Raw genomic sequence first — 18,438 nt, forward strand, 5'->3', positions numbered from 1 at the left:
GCTTTCCGAGCAGGAGTTTCAACTACTCAATCTGGAGAAGTTAAAAACCCGCGCTGAACTGGATGCGTTACAGGCCAAAATCAACCCACATTTTCTGTATAATTCGTTGAATAGCATTGCCAGCCTGGTGCACGACGATCCGGATAAAGCCGAAGAGATGACGCTGCTTCTGTCAAAACTCTTTCGCTATTCCACCGGACGTAACGGCGAGTTATTTGCTACGTTGGCCGACGAACTAGAAATGGTTCAGACGTACCTGAAAGTCGAACAGGTTCGTTTTGGAAACCGTCTTTCGTTCAGTGTTGAGGTTTCTGACCCTGCGCTCCGTGAATTGAAACTCCCTCAGTTTCTGCTTCAACCCGTCGTCGAAAATGCCATCAAGCACGGTATTGCCAAACGTGCCGATCTGGGACGTATCGACGTACGGATTTATGAGAAAGCAGGCGAACTCCACCTATGCGTCCACGACAATGGCCCGGCTTTCCCCGACGATATGGATGGTGGATATGGGCTACGTAGCATACAGGATAAGCTTAAACTGCTTTACGGCGATGCCGCTCGGGTCGAACTTCAGAACTGGCCGCTCAAACAGGTTTTACTTTCCATTCGCATGGATAAAGTTCGCGCCGAACCGATCAGCCTATTATCCGGCGAACCTTCTTAGTTCGGAATTATGAATTTCCACTCCAAAATCGTATTAATGACTGTTTACAATCATGACATTACCTCTTAAAACACTACTCATCGACGACGAACCCCTGGCAATCAACCGATTACGACGCCTATTGGATAAACACCGTGATACGTTCGACATAATCGGAGAAGCGTCTAATGGCGCTGAAGGCCTGACACTGATCGAAGCCGAACAGCCGGAGGTCATCTTTCTGGATATTGAAATGCCATTACTGAACGGCTTCGAGATGCTGTCGAAAGTAACGACTGTACCTATGGTTGTTTTCGCAACGGCCTTTGATCAGTACGCTATTCGCGCCTTCGAAGAAAACTCGGTTGATTATCTGTTAAAACCCATCGAAGCTGAACGGTTGGCACGAACGGCACAAAAAATCCGGACGCTGGTCGAGCGTAATGAAGATCAGGTAAACAGCAATCCGATGACGGAGAATGTAATGCGACTGCTGGCACAGATGCAGCCGAAAAAAGAAATTTATTCGATATCGGTTAAAACCGGCGAAAAAATCATTCTGATACCTCTCTCCGACATTGCTTATTTCGAAGCCGAAGACAAATACGTATTTCTGGCAACAACAGAGGGGCAGAAGTATCTGACGACCTACACGCTGACGATTCTGAACGAGAAATTACCCGATACGTTTGTGCGCGTGAGTCGGTCGGCAATGGTAAACCGGCATAAAATCAATGAAGTCCATCGCCATTTCGACGGAAAATTTGTGCTGGTTATGAACGACAAAAAAGGCACTAAACTAACCACCGGCAGTACGTATGGCGAAGCCGTTCGGCAATTAATGGAGTTATGATGTAATAGCTTGTATTTTTGCACGCATGAGCAAGAAAAACCGATCGGGCATTATTTATTCGACAAATCCCGATTTCGAATACCAGTCTGACGAGTCTGCCGAAGTCGCTACGTTGTCTCCTTCCCAGCAAAACCTCAAAATCTGGCTGGTTAAACTGGGTGGCAACAAAGTAGTTACGACGATACGTGGTTTTATTGGTACCGGCACCGATTTGGCCGACCTCGGCAAACAACTAAAAACCGCCTGTGGCTCAGGCGGTTCAACAAAAGATGACGAAATTTTAATTCAGGGCGATCACCGTGACAAAGTGTTAACGTGGCTTACCGGCAAAGGCTACAAAGCCAGGAAAGCAGGAGGATAATTATCTAATCCTAGTCAATTCCTCCCATCCATTTCTTCAAAGGTTTGGCGAAAAGAAGCAGGATGAAACCCGCGCCCAGGCCAAAATAAGCTACACTCTGGAATAGGGCGGGCATCTGATGCACGTTTTCCTCGTCAAATCCCCCGGCAAAGAGCCCCGCAATCAGATTCCCCAGCGACGTACCAACAAACCAAAGCCCCATCAGCTGACTGGTATATCGCTTGGGTGCCAGCTTGGAGAACGCACTCAAACCAACCGGACTTAGAAACAGCTCGCCAAGTGTTATAAACAGATAGGTAAATACCAGATATAACGGAGATGTACGGACACCTGTCAATGCCAGTTTGGAAGCAATTACCATAACTACGTAGCCCAAACCCAGAAAAAGCAGACTCGTTGCGAACTTGGCAGGGACGGAAAAATTAGCCTTTCGATTGGCCAGAAATATCCAGAGGGAAGCCAGTATGGGTGAAAAAAGAAGAATGAAAGCGGAATTGAGATTCTGAAACCAGCTCGATGGTACTTCCCAACCCAGTAGGTTAAGATCAGTGTACCGATCGGCGAATATTTGCAGCGATGATCCCTGTTGTTCATTTCCAGCCCAAAATAAAGCCGACGCCAGAAAAAACGTAAACAGCACAACCAGCCGTTTCTTCTCTACGGCATCTAATCCGCCTGCCGAGAGGATGTAAACAAAATAACCCACGGCCGTTAGCGAAATAATAGCGCCCATTGCCTGCGCCAGGCCCTGCGCTGTGGTCATATCCAGAACACCGGTAAATTGCAAAGTGGCCAGCAGCACGACGATGACTGCCAGAAATCCGATTAGAGAGCGATTGCCAGCCGACGATTTACCAGTGTCTGTTGTCGGTTGTGCTACGTAATTACCATAGTCGCCAAGATAACGCTGGCCAAATAATCGGAACGTAACAAGACCTAATGCCATTGCCACAGCCGCAGCGCCGAATCCATAGTGCCAGCCAACTCGCTGTCCCAGATAACCAACTATAGAAATTCCAAGCAGCGAGCCAAGGTTGATACCCATATAGAAAATTGAAAAAGCCGCATCTTTACGTGCTCCACCTTCGGGATACAACTCCCCTACAACACTGCTAATATTTGGCTTCAATAAACCTGTACCAGTTGCGACTGTACAAAGGCCTAAATAAAAAACGCCCGGCCCGGACGGGATGGCTAAAATGACGTGGCCAAGCATGATAATCCAGCCACCGTACCAGATCGATTTGCGCTGTCCCAATACGTTATCGGCAATCCAGCCACCGGGCAATGAAAGCAGGTAAACGGAGGCCGTATAAATTCCATAAATAGCAGCGCCTTCGGTTTCATTCAATCCCATACCTCCCCGAACGTTATCAATCAGGAATAGCAGCAGAATAGCCCGCATCCCGTAATAACTGAATCGCTCCCACATTTCGGTAAAAAACAGAACAAAAAGGCCAACCGGATGACCAAAGAATGTAGGTTGATTAACGGGTTTTTCAATTGTAGCTTCCATAGAGTTGGGATAACCAATCAGTTTGCCGAAGAATATTACGTCAATAACGAGAAAAATAACCGTAAATATACCTTTGGCGGGCGAATGATCTGTACAGTATTCTTTAAAAACAGGGTTACACACTCTCTCTTTTTAGGTAAGAAATAGCCTGTTTTTTGCCATTAATCCATGCATAAACAGTACACTAGTTGGAAATACCAGACGTAGTATTTTCTTTGAGCAGAAAAAGTCTAACCATTTTTCTCGAATCATCCTGGCACCAGAAACCAATACTTATAATCCAAACTCATCAATGCTTCTACCCTTTGATTTTCAGCGGGATTCATATGTAATTCTCGATTTCTCTGCTACGAATCCGGACCTTGCCCATCTCGATCTGACCGATACCGCTACGTTTACCGACTACGTATTTGATAAGTTAAAGGCAGCAAACGCTAAGGTGGGCATAGGTGGTTATAACGAACACCGGGTTATTTATCGCCGGAGTCAGCATTTCAATTCACTGGAAGAGGAACCCCGGTCTGCCGGACCCCGCGAAATTCATCTGGGCATCGACTTCTGGACCGATGCCGGGACACCCGTTTATGCCCCAATAGCCGGGACCATTCATAGTTTTCAGGATAATGCCAACTTTGGCGACTACGGCCCGACCATTATTCTGGAACATCGCAACGTAGCGGATCAGCCACGCTTTTCGTTATATGATCATATGACTCGTCAATCGCTGGAAGGGTTGTATGAAGGAAAACCTTTTGAAGCGGGTGAAAAACTTGGCGAGATTGGCCCTTATCCTGAAAACGGCGACTGGCCCCCGCATCTGCATTTTCAGCTTATGACCGATATGCTCGGTCTGAAAGGGGATTTTCCCGGTGTCTGTTCGCTACGTGACCGCGAAAAATTTCTGGCGCTCTGCCCTAACCCCAATAAGTGGCTGGGTATTCAAGGGCTGGCCTGATACGTTGATTGATACGTAGTACTTTTTCCTGCACCACTTAGCACAAAAAACTAAAAAATCAGTTTTTTAAAAACCCTACAACCGCTTTCGCAAACTCCTCGGTTCGCATTGCACCACCGTGATCGCCCGGAACGAGAACCAGTCGAGAACCCGGTATGGCATCGACCAGCGTCTGCGGATCGCCGTTGTCTTTGTCCTGGTCGCCATTGACAACCAAAACAGGAATTTTGATCTGAGCCAATTCTGCGCGGGACGTAACGGGCTGGAACTCCTGCAAACGAGCCAGTACAATCATATCGGCCCCCGATTTCTGAGCATAATCGATTGCTGGCTGTAATTCAGGATGACTGCCGGGTTTCGTTAGAGCTTCGAAGAAATTCTTACGCCTTATCCAGTTTGGATCGGAAAAATCAACACTGATCCCACCCATCACCGCCCGGCGGACTTGTTTGTCCATCGTCAGCAATTTTGCGGTCAGGATAGCTCCGCGCGAATAGCCCACTACGTCGTAATTGGCCAAACCGAGGTGTTTCATCAGCGCCATTACGTCCTTCAGTTCACCATTATCGCGATAAGCATCGGCTGCATGTGGCTTGTCCGATAAGCCATTACCACGCAAATCAAGTGTTACCACCTTGAATCCAGCATTGGCCAGCGCCTGTCGAACCGGAGCGCGTTTCCAGCTCTCGCTGTTACTGATAAAGCCATGCAGCAACACAACGGGCTTACCCTCGCCGAGAATATCGTAATGAATTTTTGTTCCGTCGAACGAAGTAAACAACGGCTCACGGCTTGCTTGCGTATATCCTGCTAAAGAAGAAAATACGCTGATAACAATCAGAAATAGCTTCATTATGAGCGACAGGAAGGTTAGACTGTAGAAGACAACCGAATAAGTCTAACCTTTCGGCAATCTACCGGGTTATCAAACGTACAACAAACAATTCAACGACTATGAAAACGCTATCAGATCATCAGAACACGACTGACACAGAGCCAATTGCCTCACCCATGGGACTTATTGACCCCAACGACTTCAAAAACCAGAGCGGAGCCGCAATTGACGATGGCGACGACGACCTTAACGATGAAGACGCAGATGACGAACCTGTCGATGAAGACGGTGACCCCACAGGCGAACACGATCATCATCAGGACGATAATTATGCCTTAGGCGGACACGTAACCCGTTCGGGCAGTGTATAAACGTAGCACAGACGCATACTGTAAATCTAAAACATCATACGTATCACTATGGAATCCAGCAATAAAGCGTATAACCCGGCAAACGACGATAATCAGGGCGTTGTTCAGCTGATGGCTCAAGGGCAGGAAGCTAGTCCGGGCGTTTCACAAAACGATTTTATCAATCCGGTAAAAGCACAGGGCCCTGAACCCGAGAAAGCAGAGACTATTGACGAGAATGCCGACATAGAGGCCATTAACGATGATGTTTTAATTGAGGAAAACGTAGAAAATGGGGAGGCCAACGATTCAAATGAATAATGGTAAAGAAAATGGAAAAGGTTGCTGGATATTCAGAATCAATCTCCATCTTTAAGTATACATTATTTATCGCCGTATGAATACCAATCTATTAGCTCAGCTTGTCATACGTATTGGGCTAGGTATTAATATGCTCATGCATGGGCTGGTACGAATTCCTAAACTGTCTGCATTTGTAGCAAAAATGGCAGCCGGGTTTTCCCAAACGATCCTACCTCCTTTACTGACAAAGTCATTTCTTTATGCTCTTCCTTTTGTTGAGCTTGTGAGTGGCGTTCTGATTTTAATAGGCGGTCAGTTTGGTAAGTGGGGCTATTTTATTGGCGGTCTGACGGTGGGGGCCTTACTCTTCGGCACAACCCTAAAGGAAGACTGGAATACGGCTGGAACGCAGATGATCTACGTTATTGCGTTTTATCTGGCATTACGTGGATTAGATACCTCGGCCCGTAATCGCTATCGCTGATTTCATTGATTTTTCCATCCTATTACAACGGTTGCCAGCTTGCTGGAGTCCGTATAGGAAACCAATTCGAGTTACTAATGAAATCAACGTTGTTTTTTGCTTCTGTTTTTACGAGCAGTCTCCTCTTTTTTACCGCTTGCCAACAGGAAAATGTACCCGCTCAACCAGGTCTTCCCTATCAATCTAATTTCCGGAACGATAGCGACGGCTGGACGGCCGAGATTGTTGAATACGGCACCGAACAAGATAGTATTATGGAGTTCAAATCAGCCAGAACAGGCTTACCAGCTCCATTGGATTCAACCCGCAAATCGCTGATGCTTGAGAGCATGAATCGTAGTGACGATGCCTTTATGTTTATCAAGAAAAAAGTAACGGGGCTACAGCCCAATACCGACTACTCGTTATTGTTTGACATTGAACTGGCTTCTCAATACCCAACTAATTCCGTTGGAATTGGCGGTTCGCCCGGCAGTAGCGTCTATTTGAAAGCAGGTGCTACGTCCGTTGAGCCGGTTAAGCAGTTGAAAGACAACTTTTATTCACTCAACATTGATAAAGGCGCTCAGCTTGCCGACGGCAAAGATGCCATTACTTTAGGCAATGTTGGAACAGGCGATGACGTAACAGGCTACAAACTGATTTCCCGCTCTAACGCCGACAAGCCTTTTACGGCACGTAGTAATGCAAACGGCGAACTCTGGCTGCTGGTTGGCACCGACTCAGGATTCGAAGGCCTGACAACCCTGTATTACAGTAATATTAAAGTGACAACGAAGTTAACCCAATAGCTGACTGATTTACTCAACGTAACAAATGCTACTGCGTGCGGTAGCATTTGTTAGTTAAAACCAATTCAACGTAACGTCATCGCTCTATCGGGTCAATGCGTAGATTAGACTCGTTATAAGTAGATAGACTACACGTAGTGAGATAATTTATATAAGGGAAAGTTTCCGATATTTGTCCAATCTGCCCGGAACGTACCTAGCCGGCAAATTGTTGATAAATATACTGCGAGGGAATAAAAACCTACGCGACTAACCGAGACTATGAGCAAGGACGCTGACATTTTAGAAAGCATAACCAACGCCGAATATAAATACGGATTCGAGACTTTGATCGAGGCTGACGAAGCACCGGCTGGTCTTGATGAGAGTACTATCCGCTTTATTTCGGCGAAGAAAAACGAGCCGGACTGGCTGCTCGAGAATCGGCTGAAGGCATTTCGGATGTGGCAGGAAATGACGGAACCACACTGGCCGAACGTTACGTATCCAAAGATTGATTATCAGGCTATTAAGTATTATTCGGCACCGAAGCAGAAAAAAACGGTCAACTCGCTCGACGAAATTGATCCCGAACTGCTCGATACGTTTAAGCGGCTTGGCATTTCGCTACAGGAACAGAAGCGGCTGGCAGGTGTGGTTGACGGCCCCGCCGAAGAATCGGCGAGTGATCGGCCGCGAGTGGCTGTCGATGCCGTGATGGACTCCGTTTCTGTAGCCACTACGTTCAAAAAAGACCTTGCCGAACGCGGTATTATTTTCTGCTCGATCACAGAGGCTATTCATGAGCATCCTGAACTGGTAAAAAAATACCTCGGTTCGTTTGTGCCAGCCAAAGACAACTATTTTGCCGCCCTGAACGCAGCCGTATTTACCGACGGATCTTTCTGTTACATTCCTAAGGGAGTACGTTGCCCTATGGAACTCTCGACTTATTTCCGCATCAACGCAGCCGGAACGGGCCAGTTTGAGCGAACGCTGATTATCGCCGATGAAGGTTCGTATGTGAGCTATCTGGAAGGCTGTACGGCCCCCATGCGTGATGAGAATCAACTCCATGCAGCGGTTGTAGAATTGATTGCTCATGCTGATGCAGAAATTAAATATTCGACCCTACAAAACTGGTATCAGGGCGATAAGGACGGCAAAGGCGGTATTTACAACTTCGTAACCAAGCGCGGCATCTGCGACGGCCCGAACGCCAAAATCTCCTGGACACAGGTCGAAACCGGCTCTGCCATTACTTGGAAATATCCTTCGGTGATTCTGAAAGGAGACAATTCCATAGGTGAGTTTTATTCGGTGGCGGTTACAAACAATATGCAGCAGGCCGATACAGGTACGAAAATGATCCATATTGGCAAAAACACCAGGAGCCGGATTGTATCGAAAGGAATATCGGCTGGTAAGAGCCAAAATTCATATCGTGGCTTAGTTCAGGTACTGAAACGTGCCGAAAATGCCCGTAATTACTCCCAATGCGATTCGCTGTTACTGGGCGATAAATGTGGCGCGCATACGTTCCCGTATCTGGAGGTAAACAATCCAAGTGCTACGGTCGAGCACGAAGCCACTACGTCGAAAATTGGGGAAGATCAGTTATTCTATTGCAACCAGCGGGGTATTCCAACTGAGCAGGCTGTAGCGCTGATTATTAATGGTTATGCCAAGGAAGTGCTCAACCAGTTGCCGATGGAGTTTGCCGTTGAAGCGCAGAAATTGCTGGCCATCAGCCTCGAAGGCAGTGTTGGGTAGCCAATTTTAAGCACATATCCCATTTAAAGCCTCTCTGGAAACATTGAGGCTTTTTTATGCACACTAAGAATACCTAAATTTCGTATTCAATTTACCAGCCCTTTTTATTTGCACTGCCTGATGCCGCTACGTCCTGTTCTGCTCTGCTTATTTTTTAGCTTGCTAGTCTTCACAGCTACAGCTCAATCGCGTCGACGGGCCGAACTGACTGCTCCACAAAACAATGGCCCTGTGCCGGTTGTGGCAGCTCCGCAAACACGGCTGCTTGAAAGCATGATAATGAATAGCTCATTGCTGAACCGGGCAGTTAAATTCTCAATTTACTTACCCCCCGATTATTACACCTCAACCCGGCGGTATCCGGTGCTGTATCTGCTGCACGGCCTGGGCGATAATGAAACCAGCTGGGTTCAATTTGGTGAAGCCGACCGCATTGCCGATGCAGGAATACGGTCAGGAGAGTTCCCGCCGATGATTATTGTGATGCCTGATGCCGGTGCTACGTTCTACATCAACGATTATCAGAGCAAGGTACGTTACGAGGATATGTTTGTGCAGGAATTCATTTCACACATCGATACCATGTTTCGGACGCGGCCACAACGGGAGTTCAGGGCAGTTTCGGGTTTATCAATGGGTGGCTATGGGTCGTTAGTGCTGGCGATGCATCACCCCGAACTTTTTAGTGCCTGCGCTGCCCTTAGCGCGGCTGTCCGCACAGACGAAGCACTCATGAGCGTTCCCGACGAACGATATAATACGGTATATGCGCCTTTGTTCAGCGGGCCGGTCAAGGGCGAAGAACGGTTGACGATTACCTGGAAACGGAATAGCCCGATCATTCTGGCTAAATCAGCTCCCGAAGGTGATCTTGGCAAAGTTCGCTGGTACATCGATTGTGGCGACGACGACGGACTGACCGTAGGCAACGCAATGCTGCATATTGCGTTGCTTGATCGCAAAATTCCGCACGAATACCGGGCCCGGGATGGCGCTCATACGTGGACATACTGGCGTACTGGCTTGCCTGACGCGCTAAAATTTATTGCAGCCAGTTTTCATCGGTAAATCAAGGCTTCCAGTAGAGGCCGGAGCGTTACCGTCTCTGGATAGGAACAACTGCTTCGGTTTCATCCCAAACCAGCATCATATCAGTACCATTCGTTGCCGGAACGAAGCTGATATAAAATTGCTCAGCCATTGGACTGTGTTTGCGCGAAACGACCGGAACACGTAGTACGTCTTTTGTCTGGTCATAATTTGTTCCCCATTGGCCGGTTTCACTGTTAAAAATAACGATCCAGCCGTCCTGAGACGGGATTGTCCAGAGTGAATATTCGCCTTCATCCAGAGGCTGCCCTGCCACAATTACGTTCTGATCAAAGTCGATGACGGTTGCTTCGTTGGCACCAGTACGCCAAACTTTTCCGTAAGGCACCAGTCCACCAAAAATTTTACGTCCTTTTTTGTAAGGCTGACAGTAATCTACTTTTATTTTCAAGCCATTCTGATCAATCTGAGCGATTGCTTCAGGGCTGCTGGATTTGGTCCAGCTACGTAGTGTAAAAAAGCCAACGAGCGCAATAGCTGCAATAATACCCAGGATAATAAGAATCCGTTTCATAATGAAATCAGTGATTTTAGCTGATAGGCTGCAAGGTAGGAAGATTTTGGCTTAGCCGTAAAATACAATGAGGTAACGCGTCCACACGAATCGCATTACCTCAAGGAAATATGAGCGTGATGGTCTCAGTTCTTAAATTATCTCAGATTTATGCAGTCTCCTTTTTCAATTTATCCCTTAACTGAAATAACTCATCCCGCAGGCGAGCCGCTTCCAGAAAATCAAGATCTTTAGCAGCCCGTTCCATTTTGGATTGCGTTTCATTGATCATCTTTTCCAGATCGCCCCTGCCCATGTACTGCACCACCGGATCAGCTGCAATACGGATCTCTTCCGGTTCAACATAGAAGTGCTTGGGTTTCGAGTCAGCCACTTTCGTTTGGCCCATAATGGCCTCACGAGATTTCAGAACCGTTGTCGGTGTAATGCCATGATCGGTGTTGTACTCCATCTGGATGGCCCGACGGCGGTTCGTTTCGTCAATTGCTTTCTGCATCGATCCCGTAATGGTATCGGCATACATGATCACTTTGCCGTTCGCGTTACGTGCCGCCCGGCCAATAGTCTGTATCAATGAGCGAATGTCGCGCAGAAACCCTTCTTTATCGGCGTCCATGATGGCAACCAGCGAAACTTCGGGCAAATCCAGCCCTTCACGTAACAAATTCACCCCTACCAGTACATCGAAATTGCCAAGCCGCAAATCCCGCAGAATTTCTACCCGGTCGAGCGTTTTAACTTCGGAGTGAATGTATCGGGTTTTAATTCCCACGCGTTCAAGGTACTTGGTCAGTTCTTCGGCCATTCGTTTCGTCAACGTAGTAACCAATACGCGCTCATTTTTCTTAACCCGGCTGTCAATTGATTCCAGTAAATCGTCGATCTGATTAAGGCTTGGACGTACTTCGATTTCAGGATCGAGCAGACCCGTTGGCCGAATCAATTGTTCAACCACAACGCCTTCACTCTTACGTAGTTCGTAATCGGATGGCGTGGCCGATACGTATATCGTTTGCCCTGACATATCCTCAAACTCCTGGAATGTAAGTGGACGGTTATCCATCGCCGAAGGCAGCCGGAAACCATAGTCAACCAGCGCCGTTTTGCGGGATCGGTCGCCACCCCACATGGCTCGTATCTGCGGAATCGTTACGTGACTTTCGTCGACGACTAATAGATAATCATCTGGGAAATAATCAAGCAGACAGAAAGGGCGCTGGCCGGGTAAACGACGGTCAAAATAGCGGGAATAGTTTTCGATACCTGAACAATACCCCAGTTCACGCATCATTTCAAGGTCAAATTCGGTACGTTCGCGGATACGGGTAGCCTCCTGCTCCCGAAACTCCGATTCAAAATAGCGGATCTGCGCCACCAGGTCGTCCTGAATTTCATACATGGCGTTGTTGAGCGTATCCCGTCCCGTAACGAACAGATTGGCAGGGAAAATGGCTACCAGATTTTCATCCGAAATTTTCTTCCCTGTTGATGGGTCGATACGTTGTATGGTTTCAATTTCGTCGCCGAAGAAAATAATCCGATAAGCAAAATCAGCGTACGCTACGTACACATCAACCGTATCGCCTTTCACCCGGAAACTACCCCGTTGGAATTCGCCTTCCGTTCGGCTGTATAAAATCTCGACAAGCTGGTGTAAAAACTGGTTACGGCTCAGTCGTTCGCCAACCCCAATCCGTACTACGTTCCGCTTAAACTCGTCGGGATTTCCCATTCCGTAAATGCACGACACCGACGCGACCACAATTACATCGCGACGGCCGCTCATCAGTGCTGAAGTGGCCGACAGCCGTAACTTGTCGATTTCTTCATTGATGGCCAAGTCTTTTTCAATGTACGTATTGGTCGTTGCAATGTACGCTTCCGGCTGATAGTAGTCGTAATAAGAAATAAAGTACTCAACCGCATTTTCGGGGAAGAATTGCTTGAATTCACCGTAAAGCTGAGCGGCCAGGGTTTTGTTGTGGCTCAGTACGAGCGTTGGACGGTTGGTCTGTGCAATGAGGTTAGCTACCGTAAAGGTCTTACCGGACCCCGTCACGCCTAACAATACCTGGGCAGATTCGCCTTCATTTACACCCTTGACTAGTTGCTCGATAGCCTTCGGCTGATCGCCGGTAGGCTGAAATTCTGAGGTTAATTTAAAGTTCATTAGCAGCGTTTAGAATCTGGCTAATTTACGAAGTTTTAGGCTGGATAGCAAGGCGGGTTCTGAAATAAACCCACTCTATCTGGTATAAATAACCAACCGATTGTTACGACAACACCATCAGGTTACAGCCCCGAACATCCGAATTATCAAATCGACCGATCACACGAAAATCGGCCTCCTGACTAACGTACTGCCCTAAATCCTGAGTTTCGATAAACGAACACGAATCCAGATTAGCCAGGTCTACTACGTTCATACCGCCGGTGCGCGTATAGTCGTCGGGATAGATTAGAAACGGGTCGTTGATATCACGCAGAAAAACACGTAGCGTCGGGCTTGGGCTGAACACGCCATTGCCTGTTGAATAGGCCTGCGAAAGCAGTTCAGTCATACCATATTCAGAGTGAACCGCACGAATGCCTAGCTGATTCATTAAAATTTCGTGCACTTCTTCACGTAATAGTTCTTTTCGGCGTCCTTTCATCCCGCCGGTTTCCATAACAATGAGGTTAGGCAATTGTCCCAGAAACGATAAATCCTGTCCCGATTCAGCCCAATCGAGCAAGCCGAACGTAACGCCAATCAGCAAAATCTTTTTTGAATCTTTCTGCCGGGCAAGTTGCTGGAGCGTAGCCGTCAGTTCCTGGTGATTGTGCAGAAAAAAACCGGACTGATTTGACGTAGTACGCGCCATAAATTGCTGAACCATATACACCAGTGAGGAGTTATTTCGTTCAAGGTATGACGGCAGCAGCGCCAGAATATGAAAGTCGGTTAAGGAACCGTAGGTTTGCTCGAAAATCTGCACACTGACGGCATCATAGAGGGCAGCGTCAGGTACGTAGTGACGACTGGTTTGTTCGCCAGTAGTACCGCTGCTGGCGAATGTCAACGTATCAAAAAGGTTAGCAGGCGTACCCGTCAGTACGGTATGTTTTTTAAAGAAACCGATCGGCATAAACGGAACCTGGCGCAAGGCAGTAATCCGGTCAGGCTGTATATGCAGATAGCGCAGATAATTACGATAGATTGCGTTATGATGCGCCTGATAGCGAAAAACAGCTAACGCCAGCGATTCGAACGTAGCACGATCGAGTAAACGGCTGCCAAGATTCAGAATCTGCTGTCGAAGTGACTGCCGATGCGTAACGGCTTCGGGCGAAAGTGTTAATGAAAAAGACAAAGTAATAAAAGCGTTTATTGCACAACGAGTACAACAGTATGCGACGGCAACTAATTCAACCGTATTTCTTCGTGTTAGGCATCGCCCTGACTTTATCGTCCTGTTTTAACGAACCCGATTACTCCAATACGCCCGCTATTGAGTTTAAAGGCATTGATAAGTACACCATAGCAGCCGGTTCAGGAGTCGGTCAATCCAAACGCGATTCAATTGTGATTACAATTGGCTTCAAAGACGGCGATGGTGACCTGGGTACCAGCTCAGACACCTACAAAGCAGACTCTACCCGCTATTTCTCAAACGGTGGCTGGAGCAACTATCAGATAAAGACTTTTCGTTTGATTAACAGACAGTACGTAGAACTTAAGCTTCCAATCAACAACTTCCTTACATTTCCTAACCTGGCTAAAGATAAGCCCAAGGGTGCTATTGAGGGAACGCTTGATTTTAATCAGGTTTACCAGTACGGAGTTGGTTCCCGGTTTTACCCAACCAAATTTCAAATCAAGATTCGGGATCGGGCTTTGCAGGAAAGTAATGTCATAGAAACCGATACGATCTCGCTGCCTTTTTTTAATTAGACAATCTGACTGAATATCAGTCGGCGTTCAGAACAATCCGGAACGTAGTGCCTTTGCCAATTTCCGAGCTTTTGACGAATAGCTTACCGCTGTGGTATTCTTCGACTATACGTTTAGCTAACGTCAAACCAAGTCCCCAGCCACGCTTTTTAGTGCTGAAACCTGGCGAAAATACTTTCTGCATATTGGCTTTCGAGATTCCTTTACCTGTATCGGTAATATCGATAGCTACTCCTTTATGAGGTAATTGCGTGATATTCAGACGAAGTTCGCCCGTTCCTTTCATTGCATCGACGGCATTCTTGCAGATATTTTCGATTACCCATTCAAACAGCAATTTATTAATCCTGACCATCTCATTGGGTGGCAGTTGGCTGGTAAGGCTCATCTTCACTTTGGTTGAAATACGCTTTGATAAGTAGTCAGTAAACTGACGCACTACGTCGTTCAGATTTTCCTCTTTCAGCGTCGGTACGGAACCAATACTCGAAAAGCGAGCCGTAATGGTTTCCAGACGCTGAACATCCTTCTCAATCTCGTCCGTAATCGACGTATCAAACTGATCAGGATCGGAACGCATATACTCTACCCAAGCCATGAGCGACGACATGGGTGTACCGAGCTGATGGGCCGTTTCCTTAGCCAAGCCAACCCAGACCCGGTTCTGCTCTGCTCGTCGCGATGAACTAAAAGCCAGATATGCTAATACGCCCAGGGCTGTTAGAATGACTAAGAGAGCATAAGGGAAGTAGGTTAATTGCCTGAGTAAACTGGAGTTATTATAATAAACGAGTCCGCGTTGACCATCGCCCATTTCTACAAGTATAGGTTCGTGGTTTTTCCGCATTTCAACAATTTTCTCACGTAAAATCTTTTGGGTTTGTTCAGCGGGCAGAGTTTTGTCTATAACAAAATTTCGATACTGGGCGATATGCCCATCATGGTTGACGTAGATAGCCGGAATCGTTTTGTTAGCTTCCAGAATTTCACTTGTTACGAAATTAAGGTCGGCGGAATTCGTATGACTAGTATCTACCAAAAAAGCGATGCTCTTGGCGTACAGCTGAACGTACTGCTTCTCTCTGTCTTCCAGCTTTGTAATCAGCCGATTTGTATAAAGCAGCGAGCCTGTTCCCACCAATAGTAGATTCAGTGCTACTATAATCTTCAGAACATTGTTCTGACTATAAATGTCGAATGACTTCAGCATAGTGTGGGGTTACTTACCTGGTTAAATTCAAGCACGATAAGCAACCTATGTATTTATCGATCCGTATTGATTCCAGTTGGACGTATCACTCTCATTTGTTAACGATAAAAGTGCTTCAATTGTGTAAAATCGAACGTCCGCAGCCGTATTTGTGTTAAAATTTAAAATAGGATTGAGCCTGGACACAACGCAATTATTTGGATAAATTCTAAATAGCAAACCGATTGGTCAGTGGCCATTCAGGTACGGCAATTATACTGTAATTTTGTCTAGGCGAAGGCCAATTAGTACGATTTATAGCAATGTTAGATACCTTCAAAGCAATTAGTTTATCCCATAAGACAGCACCGCTTCAGGTACGGGAATTAATTGCACTTAATGAAGACGAAGCCAAGCGATTGATGCTCCGATTGCGGGACTTCTTCGGGCTAGCTGATCTGTTAGTTATCTCTACCTGCAACCGAACCGAAGTATACTATGCTTTCGAGCAGGACCTAAACGCCGACATTGCCCGGCTGCTATTGATTGAGAAAGGTCTGATCAATACAGACAACTATTTGCCTTATTTCGAGTTTTTCAATGCCCACGACGATGCTGTCCGACACCTGTTTGAAGTCTGTGTTGGTCTGCATTCGCAGGTCGTCGGCGATATGCAGATACCGAATCAGGTAAAGCAATCGTATCAATGGTCGGCCGATTTAGAGATGGCAGGTCCATTTCTGCACCGGCTGATGCACACGATTTTCTTTACGAATAAACGGGTCGCTCAGGAAACACCATTCCGCGATGGAGCCGCTTCGGTTTCCTACGCTGCGGTTGAACTTATCGAAGAGTTGGTCGGTGATCATCAAAGCCCAAACGTACTGGTCATTGGTCTGGGTGAAATCGGAACAGATGTTTGCAAAAATCTGGAAGCCCGCTCTGGCGGAGTTTGGAACCGAGCCAATATTACGCTCTGCAACCGCACCCAGGCGAAAGCAGAAGCACTGGCCAGTCAGCTCGGTTTCCGCGTTGCCAATTTTGCGGATTTGACGGATGAGATTCAGCGGGCTGATGTCATTATTTCATCGGTGATGCTTGATGATCCACTCATTACGCCCACATTGCTGCAAACGATTAAAGTACTAACGTTTAAGTATTTCATTGATTTATCCGTACCACGTAGCGTTGATGCAGCTGTTGAGCAAATTCCGGGTGTACTGGTCTATAACATCGACCATATCCGGAATCGTGCCGACGAAGCCCTTCAGCAACGTCTGGCTGCCATTCCGCAGGTCGAAGCGATTATAACTCAGGCTGTAACGGAATTCGGCGACTGGTCGAAAGAGATGGTTGTATCGCCCACGATCAACAAGCTGAAAAATGCCCTGGAGCAGATTCGTCGCGATGAAATTGCCCGGCATCTAAAGCATCTGACTCCTGATGAGTCGGAAAAAGTTGATAAAATTACGCGGGGGATTATGCAAAAGATTATCAAACTGCCTGTGTTGCAACTTAAAGCTGCCTGCAAGCGTGGTGAAGCCGAAACCCTTATCGACGTACTGAACGATTTGTTTGATCTGGAGAAACAGGCCGCTGAAGAGCCCAAACGTAGCTACTAATATTTACCGATATACACATTGAACTCCCTGAGGAAGCATCCTTGGGGAGTTTTTTATTATAGCCTTATAAGCTATTTTTTCGTTCATTAAGAAAATCCCGTTCGCAACTTAAAAAGCACTATGTCCCGACTCATCAACGCTTTATTTCGTTTGTTTATCATTGCCCTTATAGGCGTTGGATTGATTGCTATCTGGGAGCAAATTCGCGGCAATGACTATTTAAGTCGCTTCCGACGGGGCGACAAAACGACGCAAAGCATTATATTGAAAGAAGTAACGGCTTTGGGAAAGCTGGAACTGGTAAAATATACCTTCAAGGATATTGTTGAACATGAACAGATCAATACGTTTCTGCCCAATGCTAACGCCATTCTCATTGTTGAAAGTGAAGCCACTGGCTGTATTGATTTGACCCAAATCGCGGCAACCAATATTATTGCTGACGACGACTCCATTACGGTACAATTGCCCAAACCTGAACTTTGCGGGTGGAAGATCAACCATGATCGCTCGCGCGTGTACGACACCCGGTTTTCGTTTCTGAACGAGTCACAATTAGTGAGCGATGCATATCGTCAGGCGGAGCGGCAGGTTCAGCAATCAGCGCTAAAAAGTGGCATTCTGGAGCAAACCCGCCGTAACGCCGACCGCATGCTACGTCCGCTGCTGGAACGGGTTTCCGGAAAGAAAATTAAACTTGATTTTCGGGAGTAAATTTTAATTACAGAGCAGTCCTAACGACGAATGCTCTGTAATTAATTGTTAGTCCAACTTATACCACTGAATCTTTTTCAAGGGTGCGCGCCGGAAAGCTGCTTTTGCTTCGCCTGACTGAGGTCCGTAGTGTTTTTCGAGGTAATCCAAAACCACTTTTTCTGACTCTCCCAAATCCCAGAGTTTATGGTATTTCTGCATCCATCGGATGCGCTCCAGCCAGCCAGCCCTCGTAAAGCGATGTTGCAGAATCAGTTTTGACGAATGGCAGGCCGTACATTGCGACTTTACCATCATCAGATTCGGGTCGTTGATCAAGCCCGTTTCGGCATCTATTTTTACGGTATCGGCTGATACAGACGGCGATACGTATGGGCCGTTATCAGGTAAAGATGGCCGAAAGCTAGCCATTCCTATCAGCACACATCCAATCCAAAAAACTATGTTGATAATCTTCATTACGTTGCGAATTTTGATTTTCTAGACAGCTTTTACGGCTATCCGATGACAGG

20 protein-coding genes are annotated in these 18,438 nt (G+C 46.8%); 13 read left to right on the forward strand and 7 right to left on the reverse strand.

Annotated elements, in window-relative coordinates; all coding sequences use genetic code 11:
• The 3 genes from ACOJS8_RS18250 to ACOJS8_RS18260 form a co-directional block, all read left to right on the forward strand.
• Positions 1-664: sensor histidine kinase (locus tag ACOJS8_RS18250; RefSeq protein WP_420149983.1), on the forward strand; the 664-nt coding region annotated here is incomplete at its 5' end.
• Between the two features lie 52 nt (positions 665-716).
• Positions 717-1,496: a LytR/AlgR family response regulator transcription factor gene (locus ACOJS8_RS18255; RefSeq protein ID WP_420149984.1), complete on the forward strand. Its 780-nt coding sequence runs from the start codon at positions 717-719 to the stop codon at positions 1,494-1,496.
• 25 nt (positions 1,497-1,521) lie between these two features.
• A complete protein-coding gene (locus ACOJS8_RS18260) occupies positions 1,522-1,857 on the forward strand; it encodes a translation initiation factor (protein WP_420149985.1) in 336 nt (111 codons plus the stop codon).
• Positions 1,858-1,867: 10 nt separating this feature from the next.
• On the opposite strand, the gene ACOJS8_RS18265 is transcribed toward ACOJS8_RS18260, so the two are convergent.
• Positions 1,868-3,373, reverse strand: coding sequence for a peptide MFS transporter (locus ACOJS8_RS18265; RefSeq protein WP_420149986.1), 1,506 nt, complete (start codon positions 3,371-3,373; stop codon positions 1,868-1,870).
• A gap of 292 nt (positions 3,374-3,665) precedes the next feature.
• On the opposite strand from ACOJS8_RS18265, the gene ACOJS8_RS18270 reads away from it, so the two are divergent.
• Positions 3,666-4,328, forward strand: a complete 663-nt coding sequence (locus ACOJS8_RS18270; protein WP_420149987.1) for a peptidoglycan DD-metalloendopeptidase family protein — start codon at positions 3,666-3,668, stop codon at positions 4,326-4,328.
• A 58-nt stretch (positions 4,329-4,386) separates the two neighbouring features.
• Here the strand turns inward: ACOJS8_RS18270 and ACOJS8_RS18275 are convergent, their stop codons facing one another.
• Positions 4,387-5,181: an alpha/beta fold hydrolase gene (locus tag ACOJS8_RS18275; RefSeq protein ID WP_420149988.1), complete on the reverse strand. Its 795-nt coding sequence runs from the start codon at positions 5,179-5,181 to the stop codon at positions 4,387-4,389.
• A 101-nt stretch (positions 5,182-5,282) separates the two neighbouring features.
• On the opposite strand from ACOJS8_RS18275, the gene ACOJS8_RS18280 reads away from it, so the two are divergent.
• The 6 genes from ACOJS8_RS18280 to ACOJS8_RS18305 all read left to right on the forward strand — a co-directional run bounded on the left by ACOJS8_RS18280 (position 5,283) and on the right by ACOJS8_RS18305 (position 9,911).
• A complete protein-coding gene (locus ACOJS8_RS18280) occupies positions 5,283-5,534 on the forward strand; it encodes a hypothetical protein (protein WP_420149989.1) in 252 nt (83 codons plus the stop codon).
• A gap of 48 nt (positions 5,535-5,582) precedes the next feature.
• Entirely contained in the window at positions 5,583-5,834 is a 252-nt protein-coding gene (locus ACOJS8_RS18285) for a hypothetical protein (RefSeq protein WP_420149990.1), read from the forward strand.
• Positions 5,835-5,910: 76 nt separating this feature from the next.
• Positions 5,911-6,300 (forward strand): DoxX family membrane protein, encoded by a 390-nt coding sequence (locus tag ACOJS8_RS18290; RefSeq protein ID WP_420149991.1) that lies wholly within the window; start codon positions 5,911-5,913, stop codon positions 6,298-6,300.
• A gap of 77 nt (positions 6,301-6,377) precedes the next feature.
• On the forward strand, positions 6,378-7,091 hold the full coding sequence (locus tag ACOJS8_RS18295) for a hypothetical protein (protein WP_420149992.1): 714 nt from the start codon (positions 6,378-6,380) through the stop codon (positions 7,089-7,091).
• Between the two features lie 261 nt (positions 7,092-7,352).
• The gene (sufB, locus tag ACOJS8_RS18300) at positions 7,353-8,843 is read left to right on the forward strand and encodes a Fe-S cluster assembly protein SufB (RefSeq protein ID WP_420149993.1); all 1,491 of its coding nucleotides are present in this window, start codon (positions 7,353-7,355) and stop codon (positions 8,841-8,843) included.
• Positions 8,844-8,963: 120 nt separating this feature from the next.
• The gene (locus ACOJS8_RS18305; RefSeq protein ID WP_420149994.1) at positions 8,964-9,911 is read left to right on the forward strand and encodes an alpha/beta hydrolase; all 948 of its coding nucleotides are present in this window, start codon (positions 8,964-8,966) and stop codon (positions 9,909-9,911) included.
• A 28-nt stretch (positions 9,912-9,939) separates the two neighbouring features.
• Here ACOJS8_RS18305 and ACOJS8_RS18310 read toward each other — a convergent pair whose 3' ends face one another.
• From ACOJS8_RS18310 to ACOJS8_RS18320, 3 genes are all read right to left on the reverse strand, one after another.
• The gene (locus tag ACOJS8_RS18310; RefSeq protein WP_420149995.1) at positions 9,940-10,467 is read right to left on the reverse strand and encodes a DUF2911 domain-containing protein; all 528 of its coding nucleotides are present in this window, start codon (positions 10,465-10,467) and stop codon (positions 9,940-9,942) included.
• 148 nt (positions 10,468-10,615) lie between these two features.
• The gene (gene uvrB / locus ACOJS8_RS18315; RefSeq protein WP_420149996.1) at positions 10,616-12,637 is read right to left on the reverse strand and encodes an excinuclease ABC subunit UvrB; all 2,022 of its coding nucleotides are present in this window, start codon (positions 12,635-12,637) and stop codon (positions 10,616-10,618) included.
• Positions 12,638-12,740: 103 nt separating this feature from the next.
• Positions 12,741-13,820 (reverse strand): acyl transferase, encoded by a 1,080-nt coding sequence (locus ACOJS8_RS18320; RefSeq protein ID WP_420149997.1) that lies wholly within the window; start codon positions 13,818-13,820, stop codon positions 12,741-12,743.
• A 38-nt stretch (positions 13,821-13,858) separates the two neighbouring features.
• Here ACOJS8_RS18320 and ACOJS8_RS18325 point away from each other — a divergent pair, with 38 nt between their 5' ends.
• On the forward strand, positions 13,859-14,401 hold the full coding sequence (locus ACOJS8_RS18325; protein WP_420149998.1) for a hypothetical protein: 543 nt from the start codon (positions 13,859-13,861) through the stop codon (positions 14,399-14,401).
• Positions 14,402-14,417: 16 nt separating this feature from the next.
• Here the strand turns inward: ACOJS8_RS18325 and ACOJS8_RS18330 are convergent, their stop codons facing one another.
• On the reverse strand, positions 14,418-15,611 hold the full coding sequence (locus ACOJS8_RS18330) for a sensor histidine kinase (RefSeq protein WP_420149999.1): 1,194 nt from the start codon (positions 15,609-15,611) through the stop codon (positions 14,418-14,420).
• 302 nt (positions 15,612-15,913) lie between these two features.
• On the opposite strand from ACOJS8_RS18330, the gene hemA reads away from it, so the two are divergent.
• Positions 15,914-17,212 (forward strand): glutamyl-tRNA reductase, encoded by a 1,299-nt coding sequence (gene hemA, locus ACOJS8_RS18335; RefSeq protein WP_420150000.1) that lies wholly within the window; start codon positions 15,914-15,916, stop codon positions 17,210-17,212.
• Between the two features lie 120 nt (positions 17,213-17,332).
• Entirely contained in the window at positions 17,333-17,926 is a 594-nt protein-coding gene (locus tag ACOJS8_RS18340) for a DUF4230 domain-containing protein (RefSeq protein ID WP_420150001.1), read from the forward strand.
• A 48-nt stretch (positions 17,927-17,974) separates the two neighbouring features.
• On the opposite strand, the gene ACOJS8_RS18345 is transcribed toward ACOJS8_RS18340, so the two are convergent.
• Positions 17,975-18,385 carry a hypothetical protein gene (locus tag ACOJS8_RS18345; protein ID WP_420150002.1) on the reverse strand — a complete coding sequence of 137 codons (411 nt, stop codon included), beginning with the start codon at positions 18,383-18,385 and terminating at the stop codon, positions 17,975-17,977.
• Positions 18,386-18,438: the final 53 nt, after the last annotated feature.

The sequence above is a fragment of the Spirosoma sp. genome, assembly GCF_048594605.1.
Classification (GTDB): Bacteria; Bacteroidota; Bacteroidia; order Cytophagales; family Spirosomataceae; genus Spirosoma.

Coding starts and splice junctions, on each gene's coding strand:
- ACOJS8_RS18255 (WP_420149984.1), top strand. CDS start 717: ATGACATTACCTCTTAAAACACTACTCATCGACGACGAACCCCTGGCA.
- ACOJS8_RS18260 (WP_420149985.1), top strand. CDS start 1,522: ATGAGCAAGAAAAACCGATCGGGCATTATTTATTCGACAAATCCCGAT.
- ACOJS8_RS18265 (WP_420149986.1), bottom strand. CDS start 3,373: ATGGAAGCTACAATTGAAAAACCCGTTAATCAACCTACATTCTTTGGT.
- ACOJS8_RS18270 (WP_420149987.1), top strand. CDS start 3,666: ATGCTTCTACCCTTTGATTTTCAGCGGGATTCATATGTAATTCTCGAT.
- ACOJS8_RS18275 (WP_420149988.1), bottom strand. CDS start 5,181: ATGAAGCTATTTCTGATTGTTATCAGCGTATTTTCTTCTTTAGCAGGA.
- ACOJS8_RS18280 (WP_420149989.1), top strand. CDS start 5,283: ATGAAAACGCTATCAGATCATCAGAACACGACTGACACAGAGCCAATT.
- ACOJS8_RS18285 (WP_420149990.1), top strand. CDS start 5,583: ATGGAATCCAGCAATAAAGCGTATAACCCGGCAAACGACGATAATCAG.
- ACOJS8_RS18290 (WP_420149991.1), top strand. CDS start 5,911: ATGAATACCAATCTATTAGCTCAGCTTGTCATACGTATTGGGCTAGGT.
- ACOJS8_RS18295 (WP_420149992.1), top strand. CDS start 6,378: ATGAAATCAACGTTGTTTTTTGCTTCTGTTTTTACGAGCAGTCTCCTC.
- sufB (WP_420149993.1), top strand. CDS start 7,353: ATGAGCAAGGACGCTGACATTTTAGAAAGCATAACCAACGCCGAATAT.
- ACOJS8_RS18305 (WP_420149994.1), top strand. CDS start 8,964: ATGCCGCTACGTCCTGTTCTGCTCTGCTTATTTTTTAGCTTGCTAGTC.
- ACOJS8_RS18310 (WP_420149995.1), bottom strand. CDS start 10,467: ATGAAACGGATTCTTATTATCCTGGGTATTATTGCAGCTATTGCGCTC.
- uvrB (WP_420149996.1), bottom strand. CDS start 12,637: ATGAACTTTAAATTAACCTCAGAATTTCAGCCTACCGGCGATCAGCCG.
- ACOJS8_RS18325 (WP_420149998.1), top strand. CDS start 13,859: ATGCGACGGCAACTAATTCAACCGTATTTCTTCGTGTTAGGCATCGCC.
- ACOJS8_RS18330 (WP_420149999.1), bottom strand. CDS start 15,611: ATGCTGAAGTCATTCGACATTTATAGTCAGAACAATGTTCTGAAGATT.
- hemA (WP_420150000.1), top strand. CDS start 15,914: ATGTTAGATACCTTCAAAGCAATTAGTTTATCCCATAAGACAGCACCG.
- ACOJS8_RS18340 (WP_420150001.1), top strand. CDS start 17,333: ATGTCCCGACTCATCAACGCTTTATTTCGTTTGTTTATCATTGCCCTT.
- ACOJS8_RS18345 (WP_420150002.1), bottom strand. CDS start 18,385: ATGAAGATTATCAACATAGTTTTTTGGATTGGATGTGTGCTGATAGGA.